The organism is Terriglobales bacterium, assembly GCA_035624455.1.
Classification (GTDB): domain Bacteria; phylum Acidobacteriota; class Terriglobia; order Terriglobales; family Acidobacteriaceae; genus DASPRM01.
The window spans coordinates 1-24,300 of sequence record DASPRM010000058.1 but is presented as its reverse complement, the minus strand read 5'-3'; the positions used below and the strand labels follow the sequence as shown (position 1 = coordinate 24,300).

Here is a 24,300-nt window from a genome sequence, read left to right as displayed (position 1 = left end):
TTATGCGCAGCAACTGAACTCGCAGGAGGACCGCCTGCAGCAACTGCGCACGGAAGTAGCCGACCTCCGGCAGCAGCACTCGAGAGCCAACAGCGATTTCACCAGCTACCTGATGAGCCTGTCATTGGACGAGACGGTGCGGTGAGAAGTTAGAGGTTGGGTCGGATGAAGTGTGCAGTGAAACCAGGGGGTGAGTCAGTATTTTAACTTCATCCTTCACCCGATCGTACTTCGTACTTATTGAGAGGCGTTGACTGGACTGGAGCTGCGCTCCAGCGCGGGCGCGCGCACAGCAAAGAAGCTGTGGTCGTAGAGATTGCGGTACATGCGGCCGGAGATCTCGGCTGCCTTAGGACCAAAAGTCGGACGGCCGCCGCGGAGGAAGACCACAACCACGACCTTTCCGAAGTTCGTATTGGCATACGACGCAAACCAGCCGAACCGCGTACCGTTCTTCGAGCAGGTCCCAGTTTTGCCCAGGATCTCTTCTTCATCGAAGCTGGCGCGCAGCGGACGCGCGGTGCCGTAGAGCACGGCCGCCGCCATCCCATCCGTCATATCCGGGATTACATTCGCGATATCGAGATGCCGTTTGACCTTGGGCTGGAAGTTGGCCACTTCCTCCGGGGTAGTAGGATGCTGCAAGTAATAAAGAGTGCCGCCGTTGGCGATCGCCGAAACCAGCGCGCCCAATTGCAGCGGAGTCATGGAAATGCTCTCGCCGAACGAACACATCTTCCCGACGCCGCCCTGCTTCTCACCTAATTCCTCGGTCGGATAAATGCCAAGATGCTCGCCGGGAATGTTGTAGCCGGCGAGCTCGCCCAGTCCGTATTGATGCGCGTAGTAGCTGACCTTCTCAAATCCCAGCTTGCGTCCCAGCACTTCGAAATAAGTATTGTTGGAGTGCGCCAAAGCATCGGTTAGATCCATGCGGTAACGCCCGCCGAGGCTGACTTTCGTCTCCTTGCTGATGATGCCCTCGCTAAGCGCGGCTAATGCGACCGACAGCTTGATGGTGGAACACGGCTGCGCGCCTTCGGAAAGGGCCAGCGGTTGGTTCACCATGGCCAGAATTCGTCCCGAATTGGGGTCAACGGCCACGATAGTTCCGTTCATGTCGCCCAGGGCATCGATCGCTGCCTGGCGAACAATGGCATCTTCACCGGCGGCAAGATCCGTCGCGGTCTGATCCCCGGCAAAAGAACTCGTATAGAAACGCTCGTAATAACGATGATGACGGCGGGAACGCGAGTAGCTGGCGCGCACCACGCGGCGGCTATGGCGACGCTGCGTCATCGTGTGTTGGGCGCGCGGATTCTCGGTTACGGTCGAAGACTTGGTCTTGGGGTGAGAGAGCGAATGGGTGGATACGGTGGCTGCGCTCGCATTGCTCAGAGGCAGAAACGTCGCCGCGAATAGAACCAGCAGCGTGCGAAACAGTTCTAGTGGAACTGACCTTTTTTGCATTCCTTCCACCCAAATCCCCTGGCTCGTTCGGTCGCACTCCCCCTGAACGCAAACGGAGCAACTCGCGGGCAGTTCAAGTTGAGCGGAGGTGCTCAAATCTTACGAAACTCTTTGATGTCGAGACAACGAAAACCCGCGTTTCTTGCCCTCTTTCTGCTCTCTTCCCTGCCAATCGTATCAGATGCAAGTCTGGATCAAAACGCTCCCAAAAGGAGGACTCACTTTGGTAATGGGAAATGATTACCAGGAGCGCCAACTTCGCAAAATACCAAGCAATCCCCTGGGTAACTTTCGCTTTTACCTCGCCCCCTTTGCCTGCCCCACCCGTGTCGCTCCCGCCTTTGGAGCGACAGGGTGGGATTATCGGCGCCATGCTGAACAGTCACAGGCTCTCTCCACGTTTCCGAATAAAAGCCGGAACATCGAGATCATCCTGGTCATAAGCCGGCTTAACCGTGGTGGCAACCTCGCTGACCGAGGCGAACTCGCGGTGCACAGCCGGAGATCGTACCGGCAGGGGCCCGACTGCGACCTCTTCCTCCTCCTCAACTACCGCGGCGACGACTTGTGCGGCCGGACTGGGAGACAAAGGCGCATAGCTCGCGTTCGAGCGTATCTGCACCCCGCCAGCGTAGGCTACCCGCTCGCGGCGCTCGGGATGCGCGTCCTTGAAGCCCGTGGCGATCACCGTGATCTTCACTTCCTCTTTCATCTTTTCGTCGAGTACGGCGCCAAAGATGATGTTGGCATCTTCATGCGCTGCGCTCTGGATGATGGTGGAGGCTTCATTGACTTCCGCCAGCCTCAGCGTACTGGAGCCGGTGACGTTGATCAGGATTCCCCGTGCCCCGTCAATGGCGCCGGCTTCCAGCAGCGGCGAAGCGATGGCACGCTGCGCGGCTTCTACCGCGCGCCGTTCACCCTTGGCGGTTGCGGTGCCCATCACCGCGTATCCCATCCCGGCCATAATCGCTTTCACGTCCGCGAAATCGCGGTTGATGATCCCGGGAATGGTGATGATGTCGGAAATGCCCTGCACCGCCTGGCGGAGGATGTCATCCGCCACGCGGAAGGACTGGAAGAAGCCCGCATCCTGGGCGACCGCCAGCAGCTTCTCGTTGGGAATCACGATCAGCGTGTCGACACAGTCAAGCAACTCTTGCAGGCCGCGCTCGGCTTGCTGCATGCGACGCCGGCCTTCAAAGACAAAAGGTTTGGTGCACACCGCAACCGTGAGGGCGCCCATCTCGCTGGCGAGTGAGGCGATGATCGGCGCCGCGCCCGTGCCGGTGCCGCCGCCGAGTCCGGCGGTCACAAACACCATGTCGGCGCCTTCCAGGGCTTCGATGACCTTGTCGGCATCTTCCAGCGCGCCCTTGCGGCCGACTTCCGGATTGGCGCCGGCCCCCAGCCCATTGGTGAGCTTGACGCCCAATTGCAGCTTTACCGGCGCGCGCGACATCTTCAGCGCCTGCAGATCGGTGTTGGCCACCATGAAATCGACGCCTTCCAGCTGCGCATCGATCATTCGGTTGACAGCATTGCTACCGCCTCCGCCCACACCAATGACCTTGATCTTGGCGGTGTTCGGTGCTTCATCGTTGAATTGGATGCGAATGTCGTTTGGATCAGTCACTGCCATCCTCTCTCGTTACGAGTCTCTCTTCCCGAATAACCCCTTGAGCTTTGCTCCTAGTCCCTGCCCGTTCATGTTTTGCGACATGCGCATGCGATAGGCATACAGAATGGTGCCAATCGCAGTCGCGAACTCTGGTTGCGCCAGTTCGGCCGGCATTCGGGCCAGCGGCGTAGGAATCGCAACGCGCACCGGCTTGCGCAGCACCGACTCGGCAACTTCGGCAATGGAGTTGAGTTTGGCCCCGCCGCCGGTCAGCACCAATCCTGCCGCGCACAGATCCAGGACCCCAGCCTGGCGCAGGTGATCACGCATGATCTCGAACAGCTCGCGCGCCCGCGGTTCCAGAATTTCGCCCAGCTGGCGTTGCGCCATCATGCGCGAAGGACGGTCACCAACCGAGGGAACCTCGATTTCGTTTGTTTCCGGAATCCGGGTGACAATGGCGTTGCCAAAAAGCTTCTTGATTTTCTCCGCTTCCGCGAGCGGCGTTCGCAGGCCGACGGCAACGTCGTTGGTGAAGTGATCCCCGCCGAGGGGAATCGCTCCCGTGTGAATGACCGAGCCTTCGTGATAGACGACGATGTCCGTCGAACCGGCGCCCAGGTCGGCGAGGCAGACCCCGAGCTCGCGCTCATCTCCGCGCAGAATGGCCTCGGCGCAAGCCAGGCCTTCGAAGACCGTGTTGTCGACATGCACGCCGGCACGATTGAGGGTGGTGATCACGTTCTGGCTGGCGCTGGCTGACGCCGTCACTACATGCACTCGAACTTCCAGCTTGGTGCCCACCATTCCAGCGGGTTCGCGTACCCCGGGTTGACCATCGAGAATGAATTCCTGCGGCAGGATGTGCAGCACCTGGCGATCGTCGGGCAGCGCGATGGCGCGGGCGCGATCCACCGAAACCCGGATATCGTCACGCGTGATCTCCCGCGTGCGAGTCCCCAGCGTGCTTCCTCCCTGGCTGTTCACTCCACGCACATGGGCGCCTGCAATTCCTACTACGGCATGCTCGACTGGTGTACCGGCCGCGTTCTCGGCCTGTTCGACGGCGTCCTGCACCGAGGCAATCGCCTTTTCCAGATCTACAATCAGTCCCTTGCGCGAGCCTCGAGATTCACAAAGTCCATGCGAGCGATAGCGCAGACCACCGTCGGTGATCTCCGCCACCAGCACGCATGTTTTCGCACTACCCACGTCGATCGCAGTTAGCAAGCTATTTCCTCGATCCAACCATGACTGCGAAATTTCAAACCATTACTCTGGAACCGTCATCCTGAGCGAAGCGCCGGGGATGTCTTCCCGACCGGCGTTCTTCGCGGGTCGCAAGCGCGGAGTCGAAGGACCTTGCGGTTCCGTCGGGAAATCCTTCCACTCTCACGCACGCTCTCTTCACCGCCTGACGTGCCGCGCCGACGCCTTCTTGCCAGCAGCTGGCACGCTGGCCGGATGCACTTTCGCTGCGGGCGTAATCGGAACCTGCTTTCTAGCCTCGGGCGCGTCTGGGTTCACGATTACCTGCCCGTCATAACGCAAATCCACGGAATCCAGTTTGGAAAATTGCTGCCGCCATTCCTGTACATGCGCTTTGTAAAGCTTGAAGCGTTCGGCGAAATTCGAACCCCCAAGATGAACCAGCACATTTCCCGCCGGATCACTCACGGTCACCTTCACGTCTTCCGGGTCGATCAGATCCACGTCGCTTAGATCCTGCGAATAGTGCGCTCCGCCTTCATCCAGCTGCCTGGCCAGCTCGCCATAAATCTTCATGCGAGCGGCGCGCGTGGAGAGCGGTTCGGAGGGCGCCATACCCACCAGCACCGGAAAGGAATATTTCCGGGTGCCGCCCGGCGGCAGATCCATCACCACGCCATGGCTATCGATCAAAGCCACATGCGATCCCACCTGGACGAAGGCAACTGGGGTTCGCTCCTTGATTTCCACGTTCAGCCAGTTGGGCAGCAGCCGCATCACGGTTGCGCTTTCCACCCAGGGAATCTCTTCCAGCTGTTTCTTGCGCTGCTCGAGTGGAACGAAAAATAAGTTGCGTCCGATGTCCTCGCCCATAACCTGCATGACCTGCTTGTGGCTGACGTGCTGCATTCCGCTGATCTCGATGCTATCGCTGGATTCCAGGCGAAATCGCCAGGAATGGGATCCGTACTGGTAGGTCATGCTGGCAATCAGCGCGGTGGCGGCCAGAACTGCGGTCAAGACTGCCCCCATTTTGAGGTAGCTGGCATTCTTGCCGCGCAACGCGCCCCGGCGCACCGTCACCCTTTTCTGGGCACGCAGAAAGGGCGATTCCTCTTCCACGTCGAGGTCGGCGAGGCGGGGATCCAGTTCAGGATCGGCCAGCTGAGAAGCGGCGGACGGGCCGGCGCGAGGAGAAGCTTCGTCGCCCGGATAAAGTGGACCGTTATTCCGTGCCATCAGGAATAGTCTGGTCTGTAGAGAAACGCCGCAGAGTCACTATAACTTGTGAGCGCAAGCCGCAGTATCGAAATTCCGTTGTCCATTTTGTGGAAAACTCTGTCCTGGATAACGCCAACAGACGCGAGGATGTGCAGGATTAAGGCTCTTGTGGCGGCATTTCTTAATGATCTTGAAAGTTCGTCTTTAGCTTTCCGAATGGGACGGGGGTATCTGATTGTTTACTACCTGCGGCATCCCAACTTCCCGCCCAAGTAACCCCAAAATAGGGACCCACCTCTGGGACAACCCCCTTGGGTTGACAAAGGTAACAAATATGTTACCATAGCCCATGATTGAGGTCCTTGAATACCTCGACGCCGGCGGCCGCAGTCCATACCGCAAGTGGTTTGATGGGCTCAACGCGCCGACGGCAGCCAAGGTCGCGATAGCAGTTACGCGCCTGGCTCAGGGCAACTTCTCCAACATCAAGAGCGTTGGCGCGGGAGTGTTCGAGTACCGCCTCGATTTCGGTCCCGGTTATCGCATCTACTTCGGCAAAGATGGAGAGCGTCTGATGATACTTCTCGGCGGCGGAACAAAAAGCGCCAGCAGCGGGATATTAGGGACGCAACCTCCCGGTGGCGGGACTACAAGACAAGGAAGCAGGAGATAGCAAATGGCATTGACGCGAAGCTTTAAGGAGACGATCCAAGCGAGGGTGAAACGTGACCCTGCATTTCGCCGAGAGCTCTTGCGTGAAGGTATCGAGAGCTTCCTGGCGGGAGATGTGGAAACTGGCAAGACAGTGCTGCGTGACTACATCAATGCTACCGTCGGGTTTAACGAGTTGGCGGAGGCTACACACCGGTCCCCCAAGAGCCTGATGCGAATGCTCGGGCCGTCCGGAAATCCACAGGCACGGAACCTGTTTGCGATTGTGAAGTATCTTCAGAAAAAGGAAAAAGTCATCTTCAAGTTGCGGACGGCTATGGCTGCGGGATAGGAGAGAGTGGACGTCAGTCTTGCCCTCCTGTCATCCTGAGCGAGGACGGGGCACACCAGCCCCCGTCCGAGTCGAAGGACCTTGCGTTTTCCCCGAACCCGGAACAGGTGAACTTGCTGTCATGGTCCCCAATTTTTCCAAAATCAGCGGGCTCAGTTGCGAGATATTCCCTGCGCCGAGCGTCAGAACCATGTCTCCTGGCTGAGCGATCGACGAGACCGCGTTAGCGGCATCGTCAAATGAGCTCACATAGCGAGCAGGTTTCCCGTGGGCAGAAATCTTCTCCGCAACCGCCTGTCCGGTTACTCCTGGGATCGGCGCCTCGCTGGCCGGATAGATATCGAGCACAAAAATACTGTCGGCCTCGCCAAAAGCTCGGCCAAACTCCTCCAGCAGGTGCAGGGTGCGGGTATAGCGGTGCGGCTGAAAAATGACGTAAATGCTCCCCTCGGCCACCTGCCGCGCTGCCGACAGGGTTGCCTTGATTTCGGTGGGATGATGGCCGTAATCGTCAATCACCCTCACTCCCTCCACCGTCCCCCGAAGTTGGAAGCGGCGGTCAACCCCCTGGAAGTTCTGCAGTGCTTCCCCAATAGTTGCGACCGGAATCTCCAGGCCAATTCCAACCGCAATGCTGGCGGTGGCATTCAATACATTGTGCGCTCCCGGAACCTGCAGCTGAAATTCTCCCAGGGATTTTGCCCGGTAGTTCACACTGAATCGGCTTAGCGCAGGTGAAACTTCGCCTGCGGCCAGGCTTTCTGCATCGGTGATCACGAAGTCCGAATCCGCACGCGTTCCGTAGGTCACAATACGGCGGCGTACCCGCGGTAGCAACTCCCGCAGAGCATCATCGTCATTGCACGCCACCACCATTCCGTAGAACGGCACCCGGTCCATGAACATCAGGAAAGTGTCCTCGACATCCTTCATGTCGCGATAGCAGTCCATGTGCTCGCGGTCGATGTTGGTGACTACGGCCAGGACGGGAGACAAATGGAGGAAAGAACGGTCACTCTCGTCGGCCTCGGCAACCAGGTATTGCGATTTGCCGAGGCGCGCGTTGGACCCCATGGCATCAACCCGGCCGCCGACGACTACGGTGGGATCGAGATTTCCAGCTGCCAGAACCGCTGCCACCATGGAGGTGGTTGTCGTCTTGCCATGCATCCCGGCCACGGCAATCCCGTATTTGAGCCGCATCAGTTCCGCCAGCATCTCGGCGCGTGGAATAACCGCAATGTGCAACCTTCTGGCTTCCAGGACCTCGGGATTGGCCGATGCGATCGCCGAACTGGTAACTACGACTTCTGCTCCGTGAATGTTCTCTGCCCGATGTCCCTCGAAGATCAACGCGCCTAAACCCTGCAGGCGTTGCGTTACCGGCGATAGCTTCAGATCCGAGCCGGAAATTTTGTAACCAATGGTCAGCAACACCTCGGCGATGCCGCTCATGCCGATGCCGCCAATTCCCACGAAATGGATGCGCTGAATCTTGGCAAACACTTGGAACTAACCTTTGCTGTCTCTTCTGTCAGGGTGAAGCAGGACTTCAGCCCTGCATACATCCCAACTCCGGACACTGGCTTTAGCCATTGAGGGCACCAATCCTCGCATCTCAGGCACTCACCAACTCCCGGGCCATCGCGGCAATTTCCCTGGCGGCATCGGGGTGTGCCAGATTCCTTGCCGCCTCGGACATCTTCGCCAGCCGCGGCCGGTCGGCCAGCAAAGCCGCGGCGGTCTCCACCAGCTTCTGAGGACTGAGATCCGACTGCAACAGCATCTCTGCCGCCCCAGCTTTCGTCAGCGCTTCGGCATTGCGGCGTTGGTGATCGTCCGCAGCCGTGGGCAGAGGAATGAAGATCGCCGGTTTAGCCGCCGCCGCAACCTCTGCTACCGTGCTGGCGCCAGAACGGCAAATGAGCAGGTCGGCGCGGGCAAACATCTCGGGCATATGGTCGATAAATTGAAAGACCTCCGCCTGCATCCCCGCCTGCTGATATCGCTCCTGCCCCTCATTGTAGTCGCGCTCGCCAGTTTGGTGGATGATTCTGAGGCCGGGAATCCTGGCCCGAAAGTCCGGCAATGAGTTCCACACCGCCTCATTGATCGCGTGCGCCCCCTGACTTCCGCCAAAAACGAGCAGCGTTGGCGGTCCGGAATTCACAGGCCGCGCCGGAACCTGAAAGAAAGCCTGGCGTACGGGAATCCCCGTGACCCTCGCGTTCGGCAACTGTTCTCCGGTCTCGCGAAACTGTACCGCCGCGGCCGATGCCATGCGCGACCCGATGCGATTGGCAAAACCTGGCACAAAGTTTGGTTCGAAGATCAGGACCGGCACGTGGCTGAGCGCTGCAGCCGCCATCGTCGGCCCGGAAGCATATCCGCCCACGCTGATCACGACCTGTGCCCGGAACCCTTTCAGCATGGCCTTGGCTTCCATTATGGCTGAGGGAAGAGAAATCAGGGTCTTGAGCCGAGTAGCCAGACTGACGCGGTTAAGCGCTCCCACAGAAATCAGTTTCAGCGGAAAACCAGCCCTCGGGACCAGGCGGTTCTCGATCCCACGCGCCGTCCCTATAAAGAGGATATCGGCCGCGTATCGCTGCCTGAGTTCCTGAGCAATCGCCAGGGCAGGGATAACGTGTCCGCCGGTGCCTCCTCCGGCCAGCACCGCTCGCAGCGACATCTATTCGACCTGCTTGCTGATATTCAGCAGGACACCCACACTGGCCAGCATGACGAACAGCGACGAGCCGCCATACGAAATGAAAGGTAGCGGAATGCCTTTCGTCGGCACCATGGCCAGCACCACGCTCATGTTGAACAGCGCCTGGATCACGATCATGCTGGCGATGCCGGCGGCGAGATGACGCCCGAAGGGGTCGCGGGTCAAAACTGCCGTGCGCAGGCCGCGATAAAGAAAGGTCGCGAACAGCACCACCACGCAAATGGCGCCCAGCAATCCAAACTCCTCCCCGATTACCGCGAAGATAAAGTCGGTGTGTGGTTCGGGCAGAAAGAACAGCTTCTGCTTGCCTTCCATCAATCCCAATCCAGCCAGGCCGCCGGTGCCTACCGCAATCAGGGATTGAATGACGTGAAATCCACGCCCCAGCGGGTCGGAATACGGATCCATAAAGGCCAGAATGCGCTGATATCGCCATTTCACCCGCAGCACCAGAATCCAGAACAGAATCGGCACAGGCGCCAGAGCGTAGGCGAAATACTTCAGACGCATTCCAGCCACATACAGAATGGCAGCTGTAATTGCAACGCAGGCTACGGCGGTGCCGAGATCAGGTTGCAGCACGATCAACCCGGCAAGAATTACGGTGGGCGTGACCGCGGGCAAGAGCGTGCGCCGCCAGTCATCCATCTGCTTGACCCGCGAGTCCAGAAAATATGCCAGGAAGAGAATCAGCGCCGGCTTGGCCAGCTCCGAAGGCTGAAATGATAGCGAGCCCAGACGGAACCAGCGATGGGTATTATGGGTGCGGTCGAGCAAGAAGACTGACATCAGCAGCAGGCTGGTCAATCCCAGCAGCGAGAAAACCACGACCGGCCGCTTATAGCTCTGGTAGTCGATGCGCATAAGGATGAACATCGCCAGCAAACCGGCGACCGCCCAGGCAAACTGCCGGAAGAGGAAGTTGTAGGGCGAGCCGAAGCGCTCCTTGGCCATCACCGCTGAGGCGCTGAACACCATCACTAGGCCCACGAAGACGAGCAGCATGGTGACCGTGAACAGCGTCTTGTCGACACTTACGCGCTTAGCCAACCCTTGTCCTCACGGTTCGGCGTTGCCGTCGAATGCACATTGACCAATCTTCAACTGTCATTCCGAGCGACGCGCCCGTCGCTATTTCCGACCCGCATCTTTTGCGGGTCGGGGGCGCGGAGTCGAAGGACCTTGCGTTTCAGAATTCCAGCAACGCCTCACGCCCGAGTCTCCGACGCGGCCCGCTGCGCCATGGCGTGCACCAGCTCCTTGAAGAGAGCGCCCCGCTGCTCGTAATTCTGGAATTGATCGAAGCTGGCGCAGGCTGGAGCGAGCAGAACGATGTCTCCCGCAGCCGCTGAATCGGCCGCGCCCTTGACCGCCATTTCCAGCGTGCCCGCATGAACTATCTCGGCCGAGCCGGCGATGTGCGCGGCGATCTTCTCCGCTGCCGCTCCGATCGTGTACACCCGCTTCGCCCGTTCTTCGAGAAGTGGTTTCAGGACTGTGTAATCGCTACCCTTGTCCTTTCCGCCAAGAATGATATGGATGTTCCGCGGAAAAGACTCCAGCGCTTTGATCGTGGCATCAACATTCGTGGCTTTGGAATCGTTGTAGTAATCGACGCCATGGATCGTCGCCACGTACTCGAGCCGGTGCTCGACCGCCTTGAATTCCTTCACCGCGGAGCGAATGCGTCCCGGCTCGCAATGAACGATCACCCCCGCGCACACCGCCGCCAGGACGTTCTCTACGTTGTGCGCGCCTTTCAGCTGAAGCTCGCTGAGGGGCATGATCTCGCGTTCACCTTCACGGTCGCGAACCACAATCCGGTCTCGCCGAACAAATGCGCCGCTCGCGACCTCTTTCTTGCGGCTGAACCAATACACTGTGGCGGCGCAACCCTGGGCCATGCGCACGCACTCCGGATCATCGGCATTCAGGATGACGAAGTCTGCCGGCGTCTGGTTTTCCAGGATTCTGCGCTTCGCCGCCCAGTACACTTCAAAACTCCCGTGGCGATCGAGGTGGTCAGGGGTGACGTTGAGCACCACGGCGAGTTCCGGATGAAACGTCTGGATCGTCTCCAGCTGAAAGCTGGAAACCTCGAGCACGATGTACGTGTCCGCGGTGGCTTCTGGCACAAACGAAATCGCGGGAATGCCGATGTTGCCCCCGACCAGGGTTTCGTAACCACCCCAGGAGATGACGTCACCCACCAGTGCCGTCGTCGTGGTCTTCCCATTCGATCCGGTGATGGCGACGATGTGGCCGTGGAGAAATTGCGACGCCAGTTCCAGCTCGCCAATGATCGGGATCCCCATGGATCGTGCTTGCTCGAGTTGCGGCACATTGAGCGGAACCCCCGGGCTGACCACGATGAGGTCCTGCTGGCGGAACGTCCGCTCCCCGTGGCCTCCGGCTTCGACGGCGATTCCCTGGTCAAGCAGCGCAGGAATTTCATCCCGAAGCTGATCTTCCGATTTCGAATCGGAAACCGTGAGCTGGGCGCCTTGCGATCGCAGAAATAGCGCGGAGGCCACGCCTGATTTGCCGAGCCCCACCACCAGCACGCGTTTGCCTTTGACGTTCATGCTGTGAAATTAAATCGGCCTAGTCTCCGCCCAAAAAATCGGGGCGCAAAGGTCGGATCTCCCACCCTCCGCCCAAAACGGGCGGAAGGGTGGGCCTACCTGACTTAACCGCAAGATCCTTCGACTCGCGCCTCGTCGCTATCCTCGGCTCTCGCTCAGGATGACACGCTGAGTTATTACTTAGCACTGCGAAACTCATAAGAGCCTTGCGATATTTTCGGCCTGGCTTCAAACCAACATTGTCTCTCAACCCTCGGTGGTTCAGCGCAGCTTCAACGTCGTAAGTGCAAAAAGTGCGAACACCAGCGACGCGATCCAGAACCTGACGATCACCTTCGATTCCGACCAGCCCATCAACTCGAAATGATGATGGATGGGTGCCATCTTGAAAATCCGTTTTTTCCGCAGCTTGTAGGACCCTACCTGCAGGATCACCGACACCGCCTCGATCACGAAAACACCGCCGATGAAGGGCAACAGCAGTTCCTGTTTGATGATCACCGCGACCGTGCCAATCGCGCCACCCAACGCCAGCGAACCTACATCGCCCATAAAAACCTCCGCCGGGTGCGCGTTATACCAGAGGAATCCAATGCTGGCCCCCACCATCGCCCCGCAAAAGACTGTCAGCTCTGCCACCTGCGGCATGCGCTGCAGTTCCAGGTAATCCGCAAAGACCGCGTGGCCGCTCACGTAAGTCAGCACTGTGAGCGCGCCCGCCGCCACCACCGTGCAGCCGATGGCCAGGCCGTCAAGCCCGTCAGTGAGGTTCACCGCATTGGTCGCTCCGACCAGCACCAGTGTCACGAAGGCAATGAACGGCAGAAATGCGATTGTCCACAGATGCGGATACTTCAACAGGGAAGAGAACACCAGGTCCGGCCGAAATTTCTTGGCGAAGGGCACGATCAGATGGGTCGAGTAGTCTCCCCGGGCCTGGAAAAGAATCAGAACCACGGCGACAACGACCGCCACCAGAATCTGCAGCGACAGTTTGGTTCGCCCGGTAAGCCCCAGGTTGCGCCGATGAACCATCTTCAGATAGTCGTCGGCAAAACCTATGCTGCCAAAGGCCAGCGTGGCAAGCACGGTTAGCCAGATGTATTGGTTGGTGAGATCCGCCCACAGTAGCGTTGGCACAATGACCGATACTACGATCAGCACACCGCCCATCGTGGGCGTACCCGCTTTCTTCTGATGTGCTTTCGGACCCTCTTCCCGGATGTACTGTCCAATCTGAAAATCGCGGAGCCTCTGGATGATCGCCGGGCCGATGATCATTCCCATGAACAGCGCGGTGAGACTGGCGAATGCGGTGCGAAAGGTCAGGTATCGGAAAATGCGGAAGGGAGTGAAATAGTGATATAGGACCTGATAAAGAAGCCAATAGAGCAAAAACTATCTCCCTTCCCGCATCAGTTCACTTAAACTCTCGTACCTACCTGGGGTGGCCAGGCCTTCAGTTCTGCAGTTAACCCACCAGTGCTTTCCTGACGGCGATAGCTGCACCCCGACACACAGCATATCCCGGCACGTGAGCGCCGGGAGCCAGGCGCGATGGAGCCGAATCCCGCCAGGGAAGACACAGAAGTCACTCACAACTTCAAGAGCCCCTCATCGGATCAGAACGCGAAACTTACTTCCGAGCAATAACGAATATGATCCGCAAAAGCCGGCCGACTCCCAGTTCAGGACACCGCAGCCTTCCAGGTTTCCAGAGCCTTCTCCAATTTCACGCCGCGCGAAGCTTTGAGCAGAACAACGTCACCCGGGCGAACCTCGCGAGCCAACCATTCGCCGGCCTGCTCCGGGGTCTCCATAAATTGGACGGCGGTGACTCCCGCTACCCGCGCGGCCTCGACGATTTCCCGCGCAGCTCCACGAACCCCAATTACCACGTCAATCTTCTGTTCCGCCATGTGACGGCCGCTTTCCTGATGGAGATGGCCCGCGGTAGGGCCCAGTTCCAGCATCTCGCCGGCAACCACGATGCGGCGCTTTCCAGGGATGGTGCCGAGCGCCTCGACCATCGATTTCAACGCTTTCGGATTCGAGTTGTAGCAATCGTTGATTACCGTCGCTCCAGCCAGCGAAAGCGTCTGGCCACGCTTGTCGGCCGGCCGGAGTCCGGCAAACGCTTTCGCGGCGTCAGCTAAGGTCAACCCATTTTCGATCGCCACTGCGGCCCCGGCGAGCGCGTTATAGACATTGTGCCGCCCGACCAGCGGCACCAAAGTCGGTACCCGGGCTCCACAAGCCACTAACTCCAGCTTGGTACCTTGCAATCCCTGCTCTTCAATATTCTCGGCGCGGAGATCGGCAGTAGGTTTCAATCCGAAAAGAACGACCTTGCCGTGAAAATCGCGCCCGAACTGCGAAACGTATGGATCATCGGCGTTCAGAATCGCAGTTCCGTGCGGCGGCAGCGACGCCACCAGCTCGTACTTGGCGCGGGCGATCTCGGCAACCGAATTGAAAAATTCCAGGTGCACCGGCGCTACCAGAGTAACCACCCCTATGTCGGGCTTAGCGATGTTCGCAAGTTCGGTGATTTCTCCGGCGTGGTTCATGCCCATTTCGATCACCGCGCGCCCGTGCGCTTCCAGCTTCAACAGCTGCAACGGCAGGCCGTATTGATTGTTGAGATTGCCCTCGGATTTCAAAACCTGGTATCGGGTTGAAAGCAGGTGCGCGATGATCTCCTTGGTTGTAGTCTTGCCAGCCGATCCGGTTACTGCGATCAGGGTTTTGCCCCACATGCGGCGGACCGCTGCCGCCAGCGCCTGCAAGGCTCTTAGCGGGTCGCTAACCGCCAGCAGTCCCGCTTTCCCCGGAAATTTCGCAAGCAGGTCCCGCCGGATGACAGCTCCCGCCGCTCCTGAACGGAGCGCCGCTTCTACAAAATCGTGACCATCGAAACGCTCGCCCTTGATGGCAAAGAACAGCTCGCCAGGGCGAATCGTACGGGAATCGATAGAATAGCCCTGGGCGATTGCTTGATCGTCAAATTCCCCTGCGGATTCGATGAGCTCGGCAACGCGCCACAGTGGCAGCTTCACGATCTCACCTTGACCAGGCTGGCGGCTGCGGGTTGGGCTGGCTGGTATCCCAAAGCAAGGAGCGACTCGCGCGTCACGGTAACATCATCGAAGGGCACGACCCCCTCGCGAGTCGTCTGAGTATTCTCGTGCCCTTTGCCGGCGATGAGCACGATATCGCCAGGTCTAGCCTCCTGGAGCGCCAGTTCAATGGCCTTGCGACGGTCGGGCTCAACCACGAATCTAGTGCGCGTCTTCTGAACCCCGGGCAAGGCATCACGAATGATGGCCATGGGATCTTCGCTGCGGGGATTGTCAGATGTGATCACCACGAAATCGCCGCCCGCTGCTGCCGCTTCGCCCATCAGTGGACGCTTGCTGCGATCGCGATCTCCTCCGCAACCAAAGATGGTAATCACCCTGCCTGCTGCCCCTGCTTGGCGCACGAATTCGCGTGCCAGCGCAGTGAGATTTCGAAGAGCATCATCGGTGTGGGCGTAATCCACCACCACGGTGAACGGCTGACCGCAGTCCACCTGCTCGAATCGGCCGGGTACTCGCGACAGACTGGAGACGCCCTTGGCGATTGCTTCCAAACTGCAACCGCGTGCATAGGCCGCCGCCGATGCGGCGAGGATGTTGTACACGTTCACTTTTCCGATCAGCGGCGAGAATAGAGGAACAATGGCATCCGGCAAGATCAGATCGAATCGCGTCCCTTTGGGGCCGATATCTACTTTGTCGGTTCGGAAATCCCCTTGCACCAACCCGTACAGCAGGACCTCGCTGCTTTTGCTCTTGCTTAGCGGGATGAGCTTGCGGCCGTAATCGTCGTCGGCGTTGAGAATTGCGACACGCGGCGGCTCGGTGCCACACCCCTCGAACAGCATTCTCTTGGCGGCGAAGTACTCTTCGAAGGTTCCGTGATAATCGAGATGGTCGCGCGTCAGATTGGTAAAAACCGCCGCATCAAAAGGAATGCCAAAAGCTCGTTCCTGGACCAGCGCATGGGAAGAAACCTCCATCACATTCTCCGTCACACCTGACTCCAGCGCCTGCGAGAAAAGCCGATTCAACTCCAGGGCTTCCGGAGTCGTGTGCGGAGCTTGGAAGATCTTTTGCGCGACGTGGTATTCCACCGTTCCTACCAGTGCGCATTTCCTTCCCTCAGCTTTAAGAATGGACTCGATCAGGAAGGTGGTGGTTGTCTTGCCGTTGGTTCCCGTAACCCCGGCATTGGTGAGGCGTTCGGCGGGACGCTGATAGAAATTTGCGCTCAACCGCGCCAGCGCGCGTCTGCCGTGCGGAACCTGCGCCCATCCGATTTCCTCCAGCGGGGAAACTTCCTTGGAGTCACTCACCACGGCGGCTGCGCCCGCCTTGATGGCGCTATCGATGTACCGATTTCCATCGGTCTTCTCACCGCGCATGGCAACGAATACGTTGCCCTGCCGGACTTGCCGGGAGTCGTATTCAATGCCTGTGATCTCGGGATTGCCTTGCTGGAAGAGAACTTCCGCGCCGTCGAGAAGTTGGAGAAACTTCATGGAATTGTAATCGACTAAATGGTAATCGGGTAATTCAAAATGAGCACTCAGTAATTAGCAGTCAGCCTTCAGCCTGGGGTGAACGGATTCACAACCCGAATAGAGCCGTACCTCCGGCCTGCAGCAAAATCTTCGGAATACAGAGTCTCTGCGCCCGCGCTCTCGGCCGCCTGCAGAATAAGCGCATCCCAGAATGAAATTCTGTGTCTAGCCTCAATATCCAGCGCCTGTAGCACCGAATCAGGATCATTCACCACAATCTCCCACTTCAGGTAGTCTTGGATTAAGCCGCGTAACTCAGCGGCTGACAGGGGGCGTCCGCTTCGCCGCTGCAAGGTGACAGCGAGTTCCTGCAAGACCTGGGTACTCAAAACGCCGTCACCGGACTCCCACAATTGCTCGACGAGGGCTTGGGCACGCTTGTGTTTCGTGCCCGCTGCGAGGTCGTGCGCATAAACCAGGATATTGGTATCTACGAAGTACTTATCGCTCATGCAGTTCGTCACGCGATCGCGGGGGTTTCCAGTTCAAATCGAGGCCGTCGCGCAGTCTTCGCAAGGCGCGTCGTTTGGCACGATCGTAAGCTCTCTGTTCCCGCACCATCTTCTCCAACCGGGAAGAAAGCAGAGCGCTGATGGAAGTGCCCTGCTGCGCAGCCAAGATTCGGATTTCGCGGAGGAGGTCCGAATCCAGCTTCAGCGTAATGTTCGTCTTCATGGACTTTTTTTGCACGAAAATTCGTGCGGCACAATCTTACGTGCTTCGGGAAGCTTTCGCAACGGGCGTGACGCCTAGAGGGCTCGCGAAGACTTGCTCGCGGGATTTCGCCAGCGGGCTCCCGCTCCGCTCACGCCCGCTTAACGGCTCCTGAAAAGCAGATCCCTCGCTCCGCCCGGAATTTCGCCAGCGGGCTCCCGCTCCGCTCACGCCCGCTTAACGGCTCCTGAAAAAGCAGATCCCTCGCTGCGCTCGGAATTTCGCCAGCGGGCTCCCGCTGCGCTCACGCCCGCTTAACGGCTCAACTTCACCTCCACCCGTCCGCCGGCTGGAAGGTGACTGCCTGGCGGCGGAACCTGCTCCCGCGCCGTTCCTGTGCCGATCACGTCTACATCGATGCCGGCGTTTTCAGCTGTCTCGATCACGCTCCGGAGCGATTTCCCCAGAAACGACGGCACCACAGGTCCTCCTTCCACGTCGAGCACAACGGTTCCACTTGCGGGCAAGACGGGAGCTGCAGGCAGAGGCGAGGTTGGTTCTGGCTTATCGTCGGCCGGCGCAGCGCTCGGGCTGCCTGCCCGCAACGCAGCGGGCACAACCTTCAAATCGCCGGCCGGAATCGGCTCCGCTGCTGGCGCTGCAGCCGGCTTTTCCTGAGCAAGATGGATCGGCTCCCCAAGCCGGTCCTGCGACCCTTCACTCAAATCATCATCCTTGACCGCGGCCCGCAACTGCAGCCGTTGAACATTGTTCTTGATCTCCGCATCGTGGGAAACATGCAAATAAGCCAGCACTTGCTGCGCCACCCTGGCAAAAACCGGCGCCGAAACCTGGCCTCCCTGATGCAAACCCTGTGCGGAATCGAGCACGACGATGATGCTGATCGCGGGATTGTTCACGGGAGCAAATCCGGCAAACGAAGCTACATATCTGCTTCGCGAGTACGCACCGGTTGCGGGATCAACTTTCTGCGCCGTTCCGGTTTTCCCTGCCGACGTATATCCATCCAGAATCGCTTTCCGCCCAGTTCCGAACAGCACTACGCCTTCCATCATTTTTTTCATTTGGACAGCGGTCAGGGGTGAAATCACCCTACGCCTGAGCGGTGGGTGGTACGCGATCATGGTGGGTCCGCTATTGGGTTTGGTATCTCCGGCTACGATGCGCGGTGGGACATAGACACCATCGTTAGCGATAGTCGAAGCGACGGAAATGATCTGCAGCGGCGTTACGCCAATCTCCTGTCCCATGGAGATGGCCCCAATCGAGACCTTCGACCAACGGCTGACCGGCTTGGCCAAACCACGTGTTTCCCCCGGCAGCTCGATTCCTGTCTGTGAGCCAAAGCCGTAGGCGCGAATATAGCGATCGAAACGATCCTCTCCCAACCGCATCCCCAATTTGATGGCTCCAACATCGCTGGACTTGGCAAGGATCTGCGAGACGGTCAGCAACCCCAGGCGTTCGTGATCGCGTATCCTCATGCCACCCACGATGATCGATCCCATCTGGCAATCAATCACCTCGTCCGGATTCGTCAGTTTCTCTTCTAGCGCCGCCGAAATCGTGACCAGCTTGAAAACTGATCCTGGTTCATAAACGTCGCTCACCGCATGATTCTTCAGCGCCGAAGGAGCGACTTTTCGGACATTGGGATTGAATGTTGGGCGATTGGCCAGAGCCAGGATCTCTCCCGTGTGGGGATTCTCCACAATCACGGTCCCTGTTTCGGCCCTGGTTTCCGCCATCGCAGCATCTAGCTCGCGCTCGGCGATGTATTGAATCTTTTCGTCGATGGTGAGAACAACGTTCTCACCCGCCTCTGGCTGTCGTTCGACGCGGCCGAACTTTCGCCGCCGCGCGTCCATGGAAACCACCATGGTCCCCGGCCGGCCACGCAGCTGGCCATCGAAAGCGTGCTCGATCCCGCCCAGCCCTTCGTCGTCTAAGCCCACATAGCCGAGAATCTGAGATGCCATTTCGCCTTTGGGGTAGTAACGTTTCGGCTCGGGCGTGAAGTAGATGCCACGCAGATTCAAAGCGTGGATGCGGTCGCTAACCTCCGGATCCAGCTTGCGGGCGACCCACGCGAAGCTGTGCGACGACTTGAAGCGATCCAGCAACTCGTCGGGATCGAGTTTGAGCACTCTGGCCAGCAGGCGCGCCGTCATCGCCTGGTCGGGAATTTCGCTGGGCACAGCAAAGACCGAATCCACGTTGACCGACATGGCCAGCTCATGACCGTTGCGGTCATAGATAATCCCACGGCGTGGAGATAGCTCTACCGTACGCTGCTGCTGATGTTGCGCTCGCTGTACGAACTCTCCATATTGGACTACCTGCAACTGGACCAGACGAAGAACTACCAGCATCAGCCACAGCAATAGCGCGGATCCTAGGAAGTAGAGACGCCTGCTTGCGCCGTCGTGAAGAGAGGTACTGCCCGCTGCCATTGTCGCCCCGCGAGACTTCTGTCGTGCCTAGCGCACTTGAGATTCAACTTTCCCGGAGCTTGCCTCCGGCCAAATGTTCCTCGCCTTTTCTTTGTCCCTCTACTCCTCCAGATCTATCAATTCTGCGGTTTTGATCACGATCTGAGTTTCGCTAAGCGTAAAGAAAATCGACAGTGGCGGCACTCCGGGGAATCCCACAAGTTTCAGCCGGCGGAGTTGTGTTCCAGGAACAATAGGGAACAACTCCGGGCTGCCACGTAATGCGGGATCGAGTGACATCAACGCCTCATCCAGCCGTTTCCAACTGATTCTGTACTTGTTGATTTGATCCTTGAACAGCTGATCTTCGACGATCTCACGTGACGGCATCTACATGCTGTTGTTAGTCAGGTGCAGTTCTCGTGCAATTTCCTGACCACGTTCGATTTCTGCAGGGGACAACGGCTCATCCGATATGAAAATGCTTCCGTACGGAATCGGATCACCTTCTTTGGTCATCTTCCACCCAACAAAGCGATGACTGAATTCGCTGCTTTCTTCGGCGTCCATATTCCAGAGGTCTGCAATTATGCTGTCGACAAGGGCGATCTCACGTCCAGAGAAGACCTTCAAATCAGGATCAACTAAGTTAACAGTTCGGACCTGACGCTTGCCGCTCTTAAGCGGCAACGTTTGCAGAACCAACTTGCCGCTTTTTTGCAGTTCCTCACGGATAGGTAACAATCTCGCGGGAGCTGGCCCCATGCGGAGATGCTGATAGGGGACAGCGGTAATTGCCTCTCCCCAGTTTCCGAAGGCTAAGAAATCCGAAAGGTAGAGTATTTTATTCAGCTTGACAGCACCGAATTTCGGATCGGTCGCACACTTTTGGCTGATGTAAAGGATCAATTCCGCCAGTTTCCCTTCATCCCCAATCGGCCCTGCCACGATGTGCTCCTTCAACAAGCTTGAACTTCAGAACTGGACTATGCAAGCGGTTCGTCTTCCGAGTCCCATTCAGGATGATAGTTCTGCTCGCAAGGATACTGAGCCAGAGCGGCAACAGCGAGATGGCGGGTGTAAGCCGCCATCTCCTTCCAACGGCCATTGGGCCGCTGCCTGCTCGGTTGGTCCGCAAGCACGCGCAGTCCAGACTGCGTTTGCGCCTGTTGAATGCCGTGCTACGAGCCGTTTCGCCCGCCGGACCAAGCTTCAATAATTCGGGACTGCCGAATTCTCAGCGCGCAGCCGAAATCACCATCACATCCCCAGCGCGTGCCATGATCGGCCCGGCCTCTTCTCCGGAAGCTGGTTCCAGACGCAGCACCTGGCCGGCTTCCGGCACCTGCAAACCCATACGATGCGCCATGGCATCGATTCTCTCCGGGTCGCGCAAACGCGCCTCTTCCAGACGAAGCTGCCGATTGGCCTCGGCCAGCATGTCTCGCTGCGACTTCATCGCCTCGATACGATACCCGTATTCGATGGCGGTGAAGTGCTGCCAGGCATAAACCATCACGATGGCGAACATCACGCCCAGCGCGACGGTCAGCATTCGCAATTCGCGCTTGCGCTGCGGATCGTCGACCTTCACCAGCCGTGAGTTGTCAATAGGCTTGGGAAAATAGATCTCGGGCGTGCCATAGCAGGAGCGCCGTGAGGATGCGTAGATCTGTTGGGTTCGGGTCGAGCCGGCCAGCGCTCCGCTTGCCATTTATGCCACTCCGACCAGTTCTGCGTTGGACTGCGCCAGTTCATAGAGAAACCCGGGCATCAGCTCTACAGCCACTTCCTCACGAGCCTCGCGTGGCATGCTGTGTTGCAGCCGCGCATGGCTCTCTGCCCGTACTACGGCGTCGAACAGTTCATCAATTGTTGTACCGTGAAACATTGTGACCACCTCCGGGGTTCCAATTCCTACCCGCAGAACCGAGTTGCCAATCCTTCCCGGGCGGCATCGTGAAAGGAAGTATGTTTCTTCATTCGCCCTGTTTTTCCGAGAGGCGATGCCGCCCAGGAAATCTGAGGCATCTCACGGAATGCTCCGTAGTGCCTTCTCTTAACTTCATCTTGTGCTGTCTCTGTATCAGCACTTACACACCATCAAACTCTCTGCGCCGCCCGCAGCTTCGCGCTGCGGCTTTTCGAGTTGCGGATCACTTCTTCTGCGCTCGCGGTGACCGGCTTCTTCATCAACGACCGGTAAACTCCCGCCTGCACTCCCCCACGGATCGCGTCTTTCACGATCCGGTCTTCCAGTGAGTGAAAGCTGATCACCACCAGTCTCCCATTCGGCCTGAGCACCTCCGGCGCGCTCTCGAGCAGCGCCTCAAGGTCCTCTAATTCGCGATTCACGTAAATTCGGATTGCCTGGAAAGTTCGCGTCGCCGGATGAATACGTTCAGATTTCATTGGCCGGGCCACGGCCGATATCACTTCCACCAATTGCTTGGTGCTGCGAATCGGCCGCGACCGGACAATGGCTCTGGCGATTCTCCGCGACCTCCTTTCCTCACCGAATTCGTAAATCACGTCGGCGAGCTCGCGCTCGTCGAGCCGATTTACCACTTGTTCGGCGGTTACCTCGGACCCTGGATCCATGCGCATGTCCAGCGGTCCCTCCGCCTGAAAACTGAAGCCGCGGCTCGCATCCGATAATTGCAGCGAGCTCACACCCAGGTCAGCCAGCAGCCCATCGATTTCGCCCTTGCCTGCCAAATCCCTCAGGCTGACAAACGACCCGCGCTCTAACCGGATCTCGGGCCAGTCGCCTGCGAGTTCCGGAGGAGGCTGACCCAGCTTCTGGCGCGCTCGTTCCAGTGCTGCCGGGTCCTTATCGATCCCGATCAGCCGGCCCTCGCGCCCCAGTCGCCTGGCGATTTCGTAGCTGTGACCGCCTAGGCCCAGCGTGGCATCCACATACCTCCCACCACGCCGGACGGCTAAGAATTCGATCGCTTCCTGTAAAAGAACCGGGACGTGGCTGAATTCCGCTGCTGACATCCCTTACTCAGCCCGTCGGCCCCTGGGGGCCCCGCTCTAAATCCCCAAATCGTCCAGCGCCTTCTGATCCTCGGCCGTGAAGCCCTGCTCAACTTCTGCCTTGACCGCTTCCATGCTCTGGACCTCGAGATGGTTCAGGTAGCCCATGACCGCCACATCACCCTTCAGTTGCGCCGACTCGCGCAGCAACTGCGGAAGCAGCAGCCGGCCCTGACCGTCCATCTCCGCCACTTGACCGTAGTAATTGGTTACGGTCAGAAATCTCTTCTTCGAGGGATTGAAATTGGAGAGAGCCGCCAGCTTGCGCTCGATGGCATCCCACTCCTCGAAGGGATATATCTGAGCAACCTTCCCGTCCTGCGACGTGATGTAGAATCGGACGCCGTACTTCTCGTCGATCACGCGCTTGAAATCCGCCGGGACCTTGAGCCGTCCCTTTTCGTCGACGCGGGTTGGGTGATTGCCGCGAAACATTGATTTCGAATCGGTTCTTCGAGTCCTTGCTTCTCATCCCGGCGGCCATCAAGCCGGCCAGGAAGGCAAAAGTGGCGACGGATTCGGTGGAGGTTTTCATGTCCTGCGGGCTGATTTCGGGTGTTTGTCTACTCATTCCACCTTTGCCCAGGCTGCACTCCACTTCGCTTGGAGAAACAGCCATCTGACTCCACTTTTGACCACTTTTGTCCACATACTACGCCTAAACTCCATGGTGTCAATAAGTTTTTTGCAGGTAGGTGTGTGACCGAGGACGTCTATGGGCAAATCGCAATTCCTAGTACGAATCAAGAACGATAGCCACGATATGTTGCGTTTACTGGCTTGGTGCGTTCCCGGGAAACGGCACAGCGCGAAGAAGTTGGCCACACAGGACACTGATTTCCACAGATATGAATTCTGCTGCAACGGCTAAAACCAGGTTGCTCCCGATGATTTGACTCGAGTTCTGCGTCCTTTTCTGATTCGTGCTGATCAGTGAAATCGGTGGCTAATTCTTATTCAAAGGGTTTGCTGCAGATCGCTCGCTGCGCTCGGGCCTGCGGACTCGCGGTCTTGCTTGCGCTCGGCCTCATTCCCGCAGCGGCTCAACCTTCGTCACTTCTGCCCACTGGGCAGTTTGCGTTACATTGCAGTCATGGCCGGCGATGTCACCTGCAGCGTTTGCGAACTTCCCGAAGACAAATGCCTCTGTGAAAAGTATTGCTCCCTGTGCCTGGGATTTCATCAGGTACGCCTCTGCCAGGACCAGCGATACTACTGCCTCGAATGCCGTGAAGCCTGCGACGTGGTCGTGTCGCGCAGAGACTGAATCGCCGCGATATCAGCGGTGGCACTTGGACTCGGGAAAATGATCAAATCGCAGAATGGCGGCAGATCATAAGCTCGCTATCAGGTTCCAACCAGTCACGGCCGAAGGCTGGCGTGATCTCGCCGAACTCTTCGGCCCACGCGGAGCTTGTGCCGGTTGTTGGTGCATGTGGTGGCGTTTCTCCCGCGCAGAGTGGAAGAAAAATAAAGGCGAGGGGAACCGAAGGGCGCTCAACCGCATTGTCGAATCGAATCGTCCGGTGGGCATCCTGGCGTTTCAAGGCGAGAAACCAATTGCCTGGTGCGCCGTGGCCCCGCGCCAGGACTATCCGCGGCTAACTGGCTCGCGCATTCTGAAACCAGTAGACGAGCAGCCTGTCTGGTCTGTCACCTGCTTCTTCGTTGCCAGGAAGTT

23 protein-coding genes are annotated in these 24,300 nt (G+C 58.4%); 3 read left to right on the top strand and 20 right to left on the bottom strand.

The annotated features are described in order from the left end of the window. Positions 1–237 precede the first annotated feature (237 nt). The 4 genes from VEG30_06490 to VEG30_06475 form a co-directional block, all read right to left on the bottom strand. Positions 238–1,470, bottom strand: a complete 1,233-nt coding sequence (locus VEG30_06490; GenBank protein ID HXZ79559.1) for a penicillin-binding transpeptidase domain-containing protein — start codon at positions 1,468–1,470, stop codon at positions 238–240. 382 nt (positions 1,471–1,852) lie between these two features. Beyond that, positions 1,853–3,112, bottom strand: coding sequence for a cell division protein FtsZ (gene ftsZ, locus VEG30_06485; protein ID HXZ79558.1), 1,260 nt, complete (start codon positions 3,110–3,112; stop codon positions 1,853–1,855). 9 nt (positions 3,113–3,121) lie between these two features. Then, positions 3,122–4,321: a cell division protein FtsA gene (gene ftsA / locus VEG30_06480; protein ID HXZ79557.1), complete on the bottom strand. Its 1,200-nt coding sequence runs from the start codon at positions 4,319–4,321 to the stop codon at positions 3,122–3,124. A 177-nt stretch (positions 4,322–4,498) separates the two neighbouring features. Continuing rightward, complete coding sequence (locus VEG30_06475; GenBank protein HXZ79556.1) at positions 4,499–5,539, bottom strand: FtsQ-type POTRA domain-containing protein; 1,041 nt, start codon at positions 5,537–5,539, stop codon at positions 4,499–4,501. A 331-nt stretch (positions 5,540–5,870) separates the two neighbouring features. Here VEG30_06475 and VEG30_06470 point away from each other — a divergent pair, with 331 nt between their 5' ends. Both VEG30_06470 and VEG30_06465 read left to right on the top strand, forming a co-directional pair. Next, positions 5,871–6,194: a type II toxin-antitoxin system RelE/ParE family toxin gene (locus tag VEG30_06470; protein HXZ79555.1), complete on the top strand. Its 324-nt coding sequence runs from the start codon at positions 5,871–5,873 to the stop codon at positions 6,192–6,194. Between the two features lie 3 nt (positions 6,195–6,197). Then, a complete protein-coding gene (locus VEG30_06465) occupies positions 6,198–6,524 on the top strand; it encodes a transcriptional regulator (GenBank protein HXZ79554.1) in 327 nt (108 codons plus the stop codon). Positions 6,525–6,554: 30 nt separating this feature from the next. Here VEG30_06465 and murC read toward each other — a convergent pair whose 3' ends face one another. The 16 genes from murC to VEG30_06385 all read right to left on the bottom strand — a co-directional run bounded on the left by murC (position 6,555) and on the right by VEG30_06385 (position 23,054). Then, positions 6,555–8,030: a UDP-N-acetylmuramate--L-alanine ligase gene (gene murC / locus VEG30_06460; GenBank protein ID HXZ79553.1), complete on the bottom strand. Its 1,476-nt coding sequence runs from the start codon at positions 8,028–8,030 to the stop codon at positions 6,555–6,557. Between the two features lie 112 nt (positions 8,031–8,142). Next, complete coding sequence (gene murG / locus VEG30_06455; protein HXZ79552.1) at positions 8,143–9,216, bottom strand: undecaprenyldiphospho-muramoylpentapeptide beta-N-acetylglucosaminyltransferase; 1,074 nt, start codon at positions 9,214–9,216, stop codon at positions 8,143–8,145. Next, on the bottom strand, positions 9,217–10,308 hold the full coding sequence (ftsW, locus tag VEG30_06450; protein ID HXZ79551.1) for a putative lipid II flippase FtsW: 1,092 nt from the start codon (positions 10,306–10,308) through the stop codon (positions 9,217–9,219). Positions 10,309–10,466: 158 nt separating this feature from the next. Further along, on the bottom strand, positions 10,467–11,843 hold the full coding sequence (murD, locus tag VEG30_06445; GenBank protein HXZ79550.1) for a UDP-N-acetylmuramoyl-L-alanine--D-glutamate ligase: 1,377 nt from the start codon (positions 11,841–11,843) through the stop codon (positions 10,467–10,469). A gap of 261 nt (positions 11,844–12,104) precedes the next feature. Next, positions 12,105–13,238, bottom strand: a complete 1,134-nt coding sequence (gene mraY, locus VEG30_06440) for a phospho-N-acetylmuramoyl-pentapeptide-transferase (protein HXZ79549.1) — start codon at positions 13,236–13,238, stop codon at positions 12,105–12,107. Positions 13,239–13,531: 293 nt separating this feature from the next. Beyond that, positions 13,532–14,902, bottom strand: a complete 1,371-nt coding sequence (gene murF / locus VEG30_06435) for a UDP-N-acetylmuramoyl-tripeptide--D-alanyl-D-alanine ligase (GenBank protein ID HXZ79548.1) — start codon at positions 14,900–14,902, stop codon at positions 13,532–13,534. Then, positions 14,899–16,428, bottom strand: a complete 1,530-nt coding sequence (locus VEG30_06430) for a UDP-N-acetylmuramoyl-L-alanyl-D-glutamate--2,6-diaminopimelate ligase (protein ID HXZ79547.1) — start codon at positions 16,426–16,428, stop codon at positions 14,899–14,901. Before VEG30_06430 ends, murF begins: the two co-directional genes overlap by 4 nt. A gap of 68 nt (positions 16,429–16,496) precedes the next feature. Beyond that, complete coding sequence (locus VEG30_06425; GenBank protein HXZ79546.1) at positions 16,497–16,922, bottom strand: PIN domain-containing protein; 426 nt, start codon at positions 16,920–16,922, stop codon at positions 16,497–16,499. Then, complete coding sequence (locus VEG30_06420; GenBank protein HXZ79545.1) at positions 16,912–17,145, bottom strand: hypothetical protein; 234 nt, start codon at positions 17,143–17,145, stop codon at positions 16,912–16,914. The genes VEG30_06425 and VEG30_06420 overlap by 11 nt, the downstream gene beginning before the upstream one ends. Before the next feature lie 293 nt (positions 17,146–17,438). Beyond that, positions 17,439–19,598, bottom strand: a complete 2,160-nt coding sequence (locus VEG30_06415) for a penicillin-binding protein (protein ID HXZ79544.1) — start codon at positions 19,596–19,598, stop codon at positions 17,439–17,441. A 99-nt stretch (positions 19,599–19,697) separates the two neighbouring features. Next, positions 19,698–19,967 carry a hypothetical protein gene (locus VEG30_06410; GenBank protein HXZ79543.1) on the bottom strand — a complete coding sequence of 90 codons (270 nt, stop codon included), beginning with the start codon at positions 19,965–19,967 and terminating at the stop codon, positions 19,698–19,700. Then, positions 19,968–20,525 (bottom strand): Panacea domain-containing protein, encoded by a 558-nt coding sequence (locus VEG30_06405; protein ID HXZ79542.1) that lies wholly within the window; start codon positions 20,523–20,525, stop codon positions 19,968–19,970. Positions 20,526–20,814: 289 nt separating this feature from the next. Beyond that, positions 20,815–21,291: a cell division protein FtsL gene (locus tag VEG30_06400; GenBank protein HXZ79541.1), complete on the bottom strand. Its 477-nt coding sequence runs from the start codon at positions 21,289–21,291 to the stop codon at positions 20,815–20,817. Continuing rightward, positions 21,292–21,468: a hypothetical protein gene (locus VEG30_06395; protein HXZ79540.1), complete on the bottom strand. Its 177-nt coding sequence runs from the start codon at positions 21,466–21,468 to the stop codon at positions 21,292–21,294. 212 nt (positions 21,469–21,680) lie between these two features. Next, a complete protein-coding gene (rsmH, locus tag VEG30_06390) occupies positions 21,681–22,580 on the bottom strand; it encodes a 16S rRNA (cytosine(1402)-N(4))-methyltransferase RsmH (protein ID HXZ79539.1) in 900 nt (299 codons plus the stop codon). A 36-nt stretch (positions 22,581–22,616) separates the two neighbouring features. Beyond that, complete coding sequence (locus tag VEG30_06385; GenBank protein HXZ79538.1) at positions 22,617–23,054, bottom strand: division/cell wall cluster transcriptional repressor MraZ; 438 nt, start codon at positions 23,052–23,054, stop codon at positions 22,617–22,619. A gap of 887 nt (positions 23,055–23,941) precedes the next feature. On the opposite strand from VEG30_06385, the gene VEG30_06380 reads away from it, so the two are divergent. Beyond that, positions 23,942–24,300 (top strand): hypothetical protein (locus VEG30_06380; GenBank protein HXZ79537.1); only part of this gene is annotated, 359 nt, incomplete at its 3' end.

What these genes read in the sequence shown, in the direction of transcription:
- VEG30_06490 (HXZ79559.1), bottom strand. Translation starts at nt 1,470, where the DNA reads ATGCAAAAAAGGTCAGTTCCACTAGAACTGTTTCGCACGCTGCTGGTT.
- ftsZ (HXZ79558.1), bottom strand. Translation starts at nt 3,112, where the DNA reads ATGGCAGTGACTGATCCAAACGACATTCGCATCCAATTCAACGATGAA.
- VEG30_06475 (HXZ79556.1), bottom strand. Translation starts at nt 5,539, where the DNA reads ATGGCACGGAATAACGGTCCACTTTATCCGGGCGACGAAGCTTCTCCT.
- VEG30_06470 (HXZ79555.1), top strand. Translation starts at nt 5,871, where the DNA reads ATGATTGAGGTCCTTGAATACCTCGACGCCGGCGGCCGCAGTCCATAC.
- VEG30_06465 (HXZ79554.1), top strand. Translation starts at nt 6,198, where the DNA reads ATGGCATTGACGCGAAGCTTTAAGGAGACGATCCAAGCGAGGGTGAAA.
- murG (HXZ79552.1), bottom strand. Translation starts at nt 9,216, where the DNA reads ATGTCGCTGCGAGCGGTGCTGGCCGGAGGAGGCACCGGCGGACACGTT.
- murD (HXZ79550.1), bottom strand. Translation starts at nt 11,843, where the DNA reads ATGAACGTCAAAGGCAAACGCGTGCTGGTGGTGGGGCTCGGCAAATCA.
- VEG30_06430 (HXZ79547.1), bottom strand. Translation starts at nt 16,428, where the DNA reads ATGAAGTTTCTCCAACTTCTCGACGGCGCGGAAGTTCTCTTCCAGCAA.
- VEG30_06425 (HXZ79546.1), bottom strand. Translation starts at nt 16,922, where the DNA reads ATGAGCGATAAGTACTTCGTAGATACCAATATCCTGGTTTATGCGCAC.
- VEG30_06420 (HXZ79545.1), bottom strand. Translation starts at nt 17,145, where the DNA reads ATGAAGACGAACATTACGCTGAAGCTGGATTCGGACCTCCTCCGCGAA.
- VEG30_06415 (HXZ79544.1), bottom strand. Translation starts at nt 19,598, where the DNA reads ATGGCAGCGGGCAGTACCTCTCTTCACGACGGCGCAAGCAGGCGTCTC.
- VEG30_06410 (HXZ79543.1), bottom strand. Translation starts at nt 19,967, where the DNA reads ATGCCGTCACGTGAGATCGTCGAAGATCAGCTGTTCAAGGATCAAATC.
- VEG30_06400 (HXZ79541.1), bottom strand. Translation starts at nt 21,291, where the DNA reads ATGGCAAGCGGAGCGCTGGCCGGCTCGACCCGAACCCAACAGATCTAC.
- VEG30_06395 (HXZ79540.1), bottom strand. Translation starts at nt 21,468, where the DNA reads ATGTTTCACGGTACAACAATTGATGAACTGTTCGACGCCGTAGTACGG.
- rsmH (HXZ79539.1), bottom strand. Translation starts at nt 22,580, where the DNA reads ATGTCAGCAGCGGAATTCAGCCACGTCCCGGTTCTTTTACAGGAAGCG.
- VEG30_06385 (HXZ79538.1), bottom strand. Translation starts at nt 23,054, where the DNA reads ATGTTTCGCGGCAATCACCCAACCCGCGTCGACGAAAAGGGACGGCTC.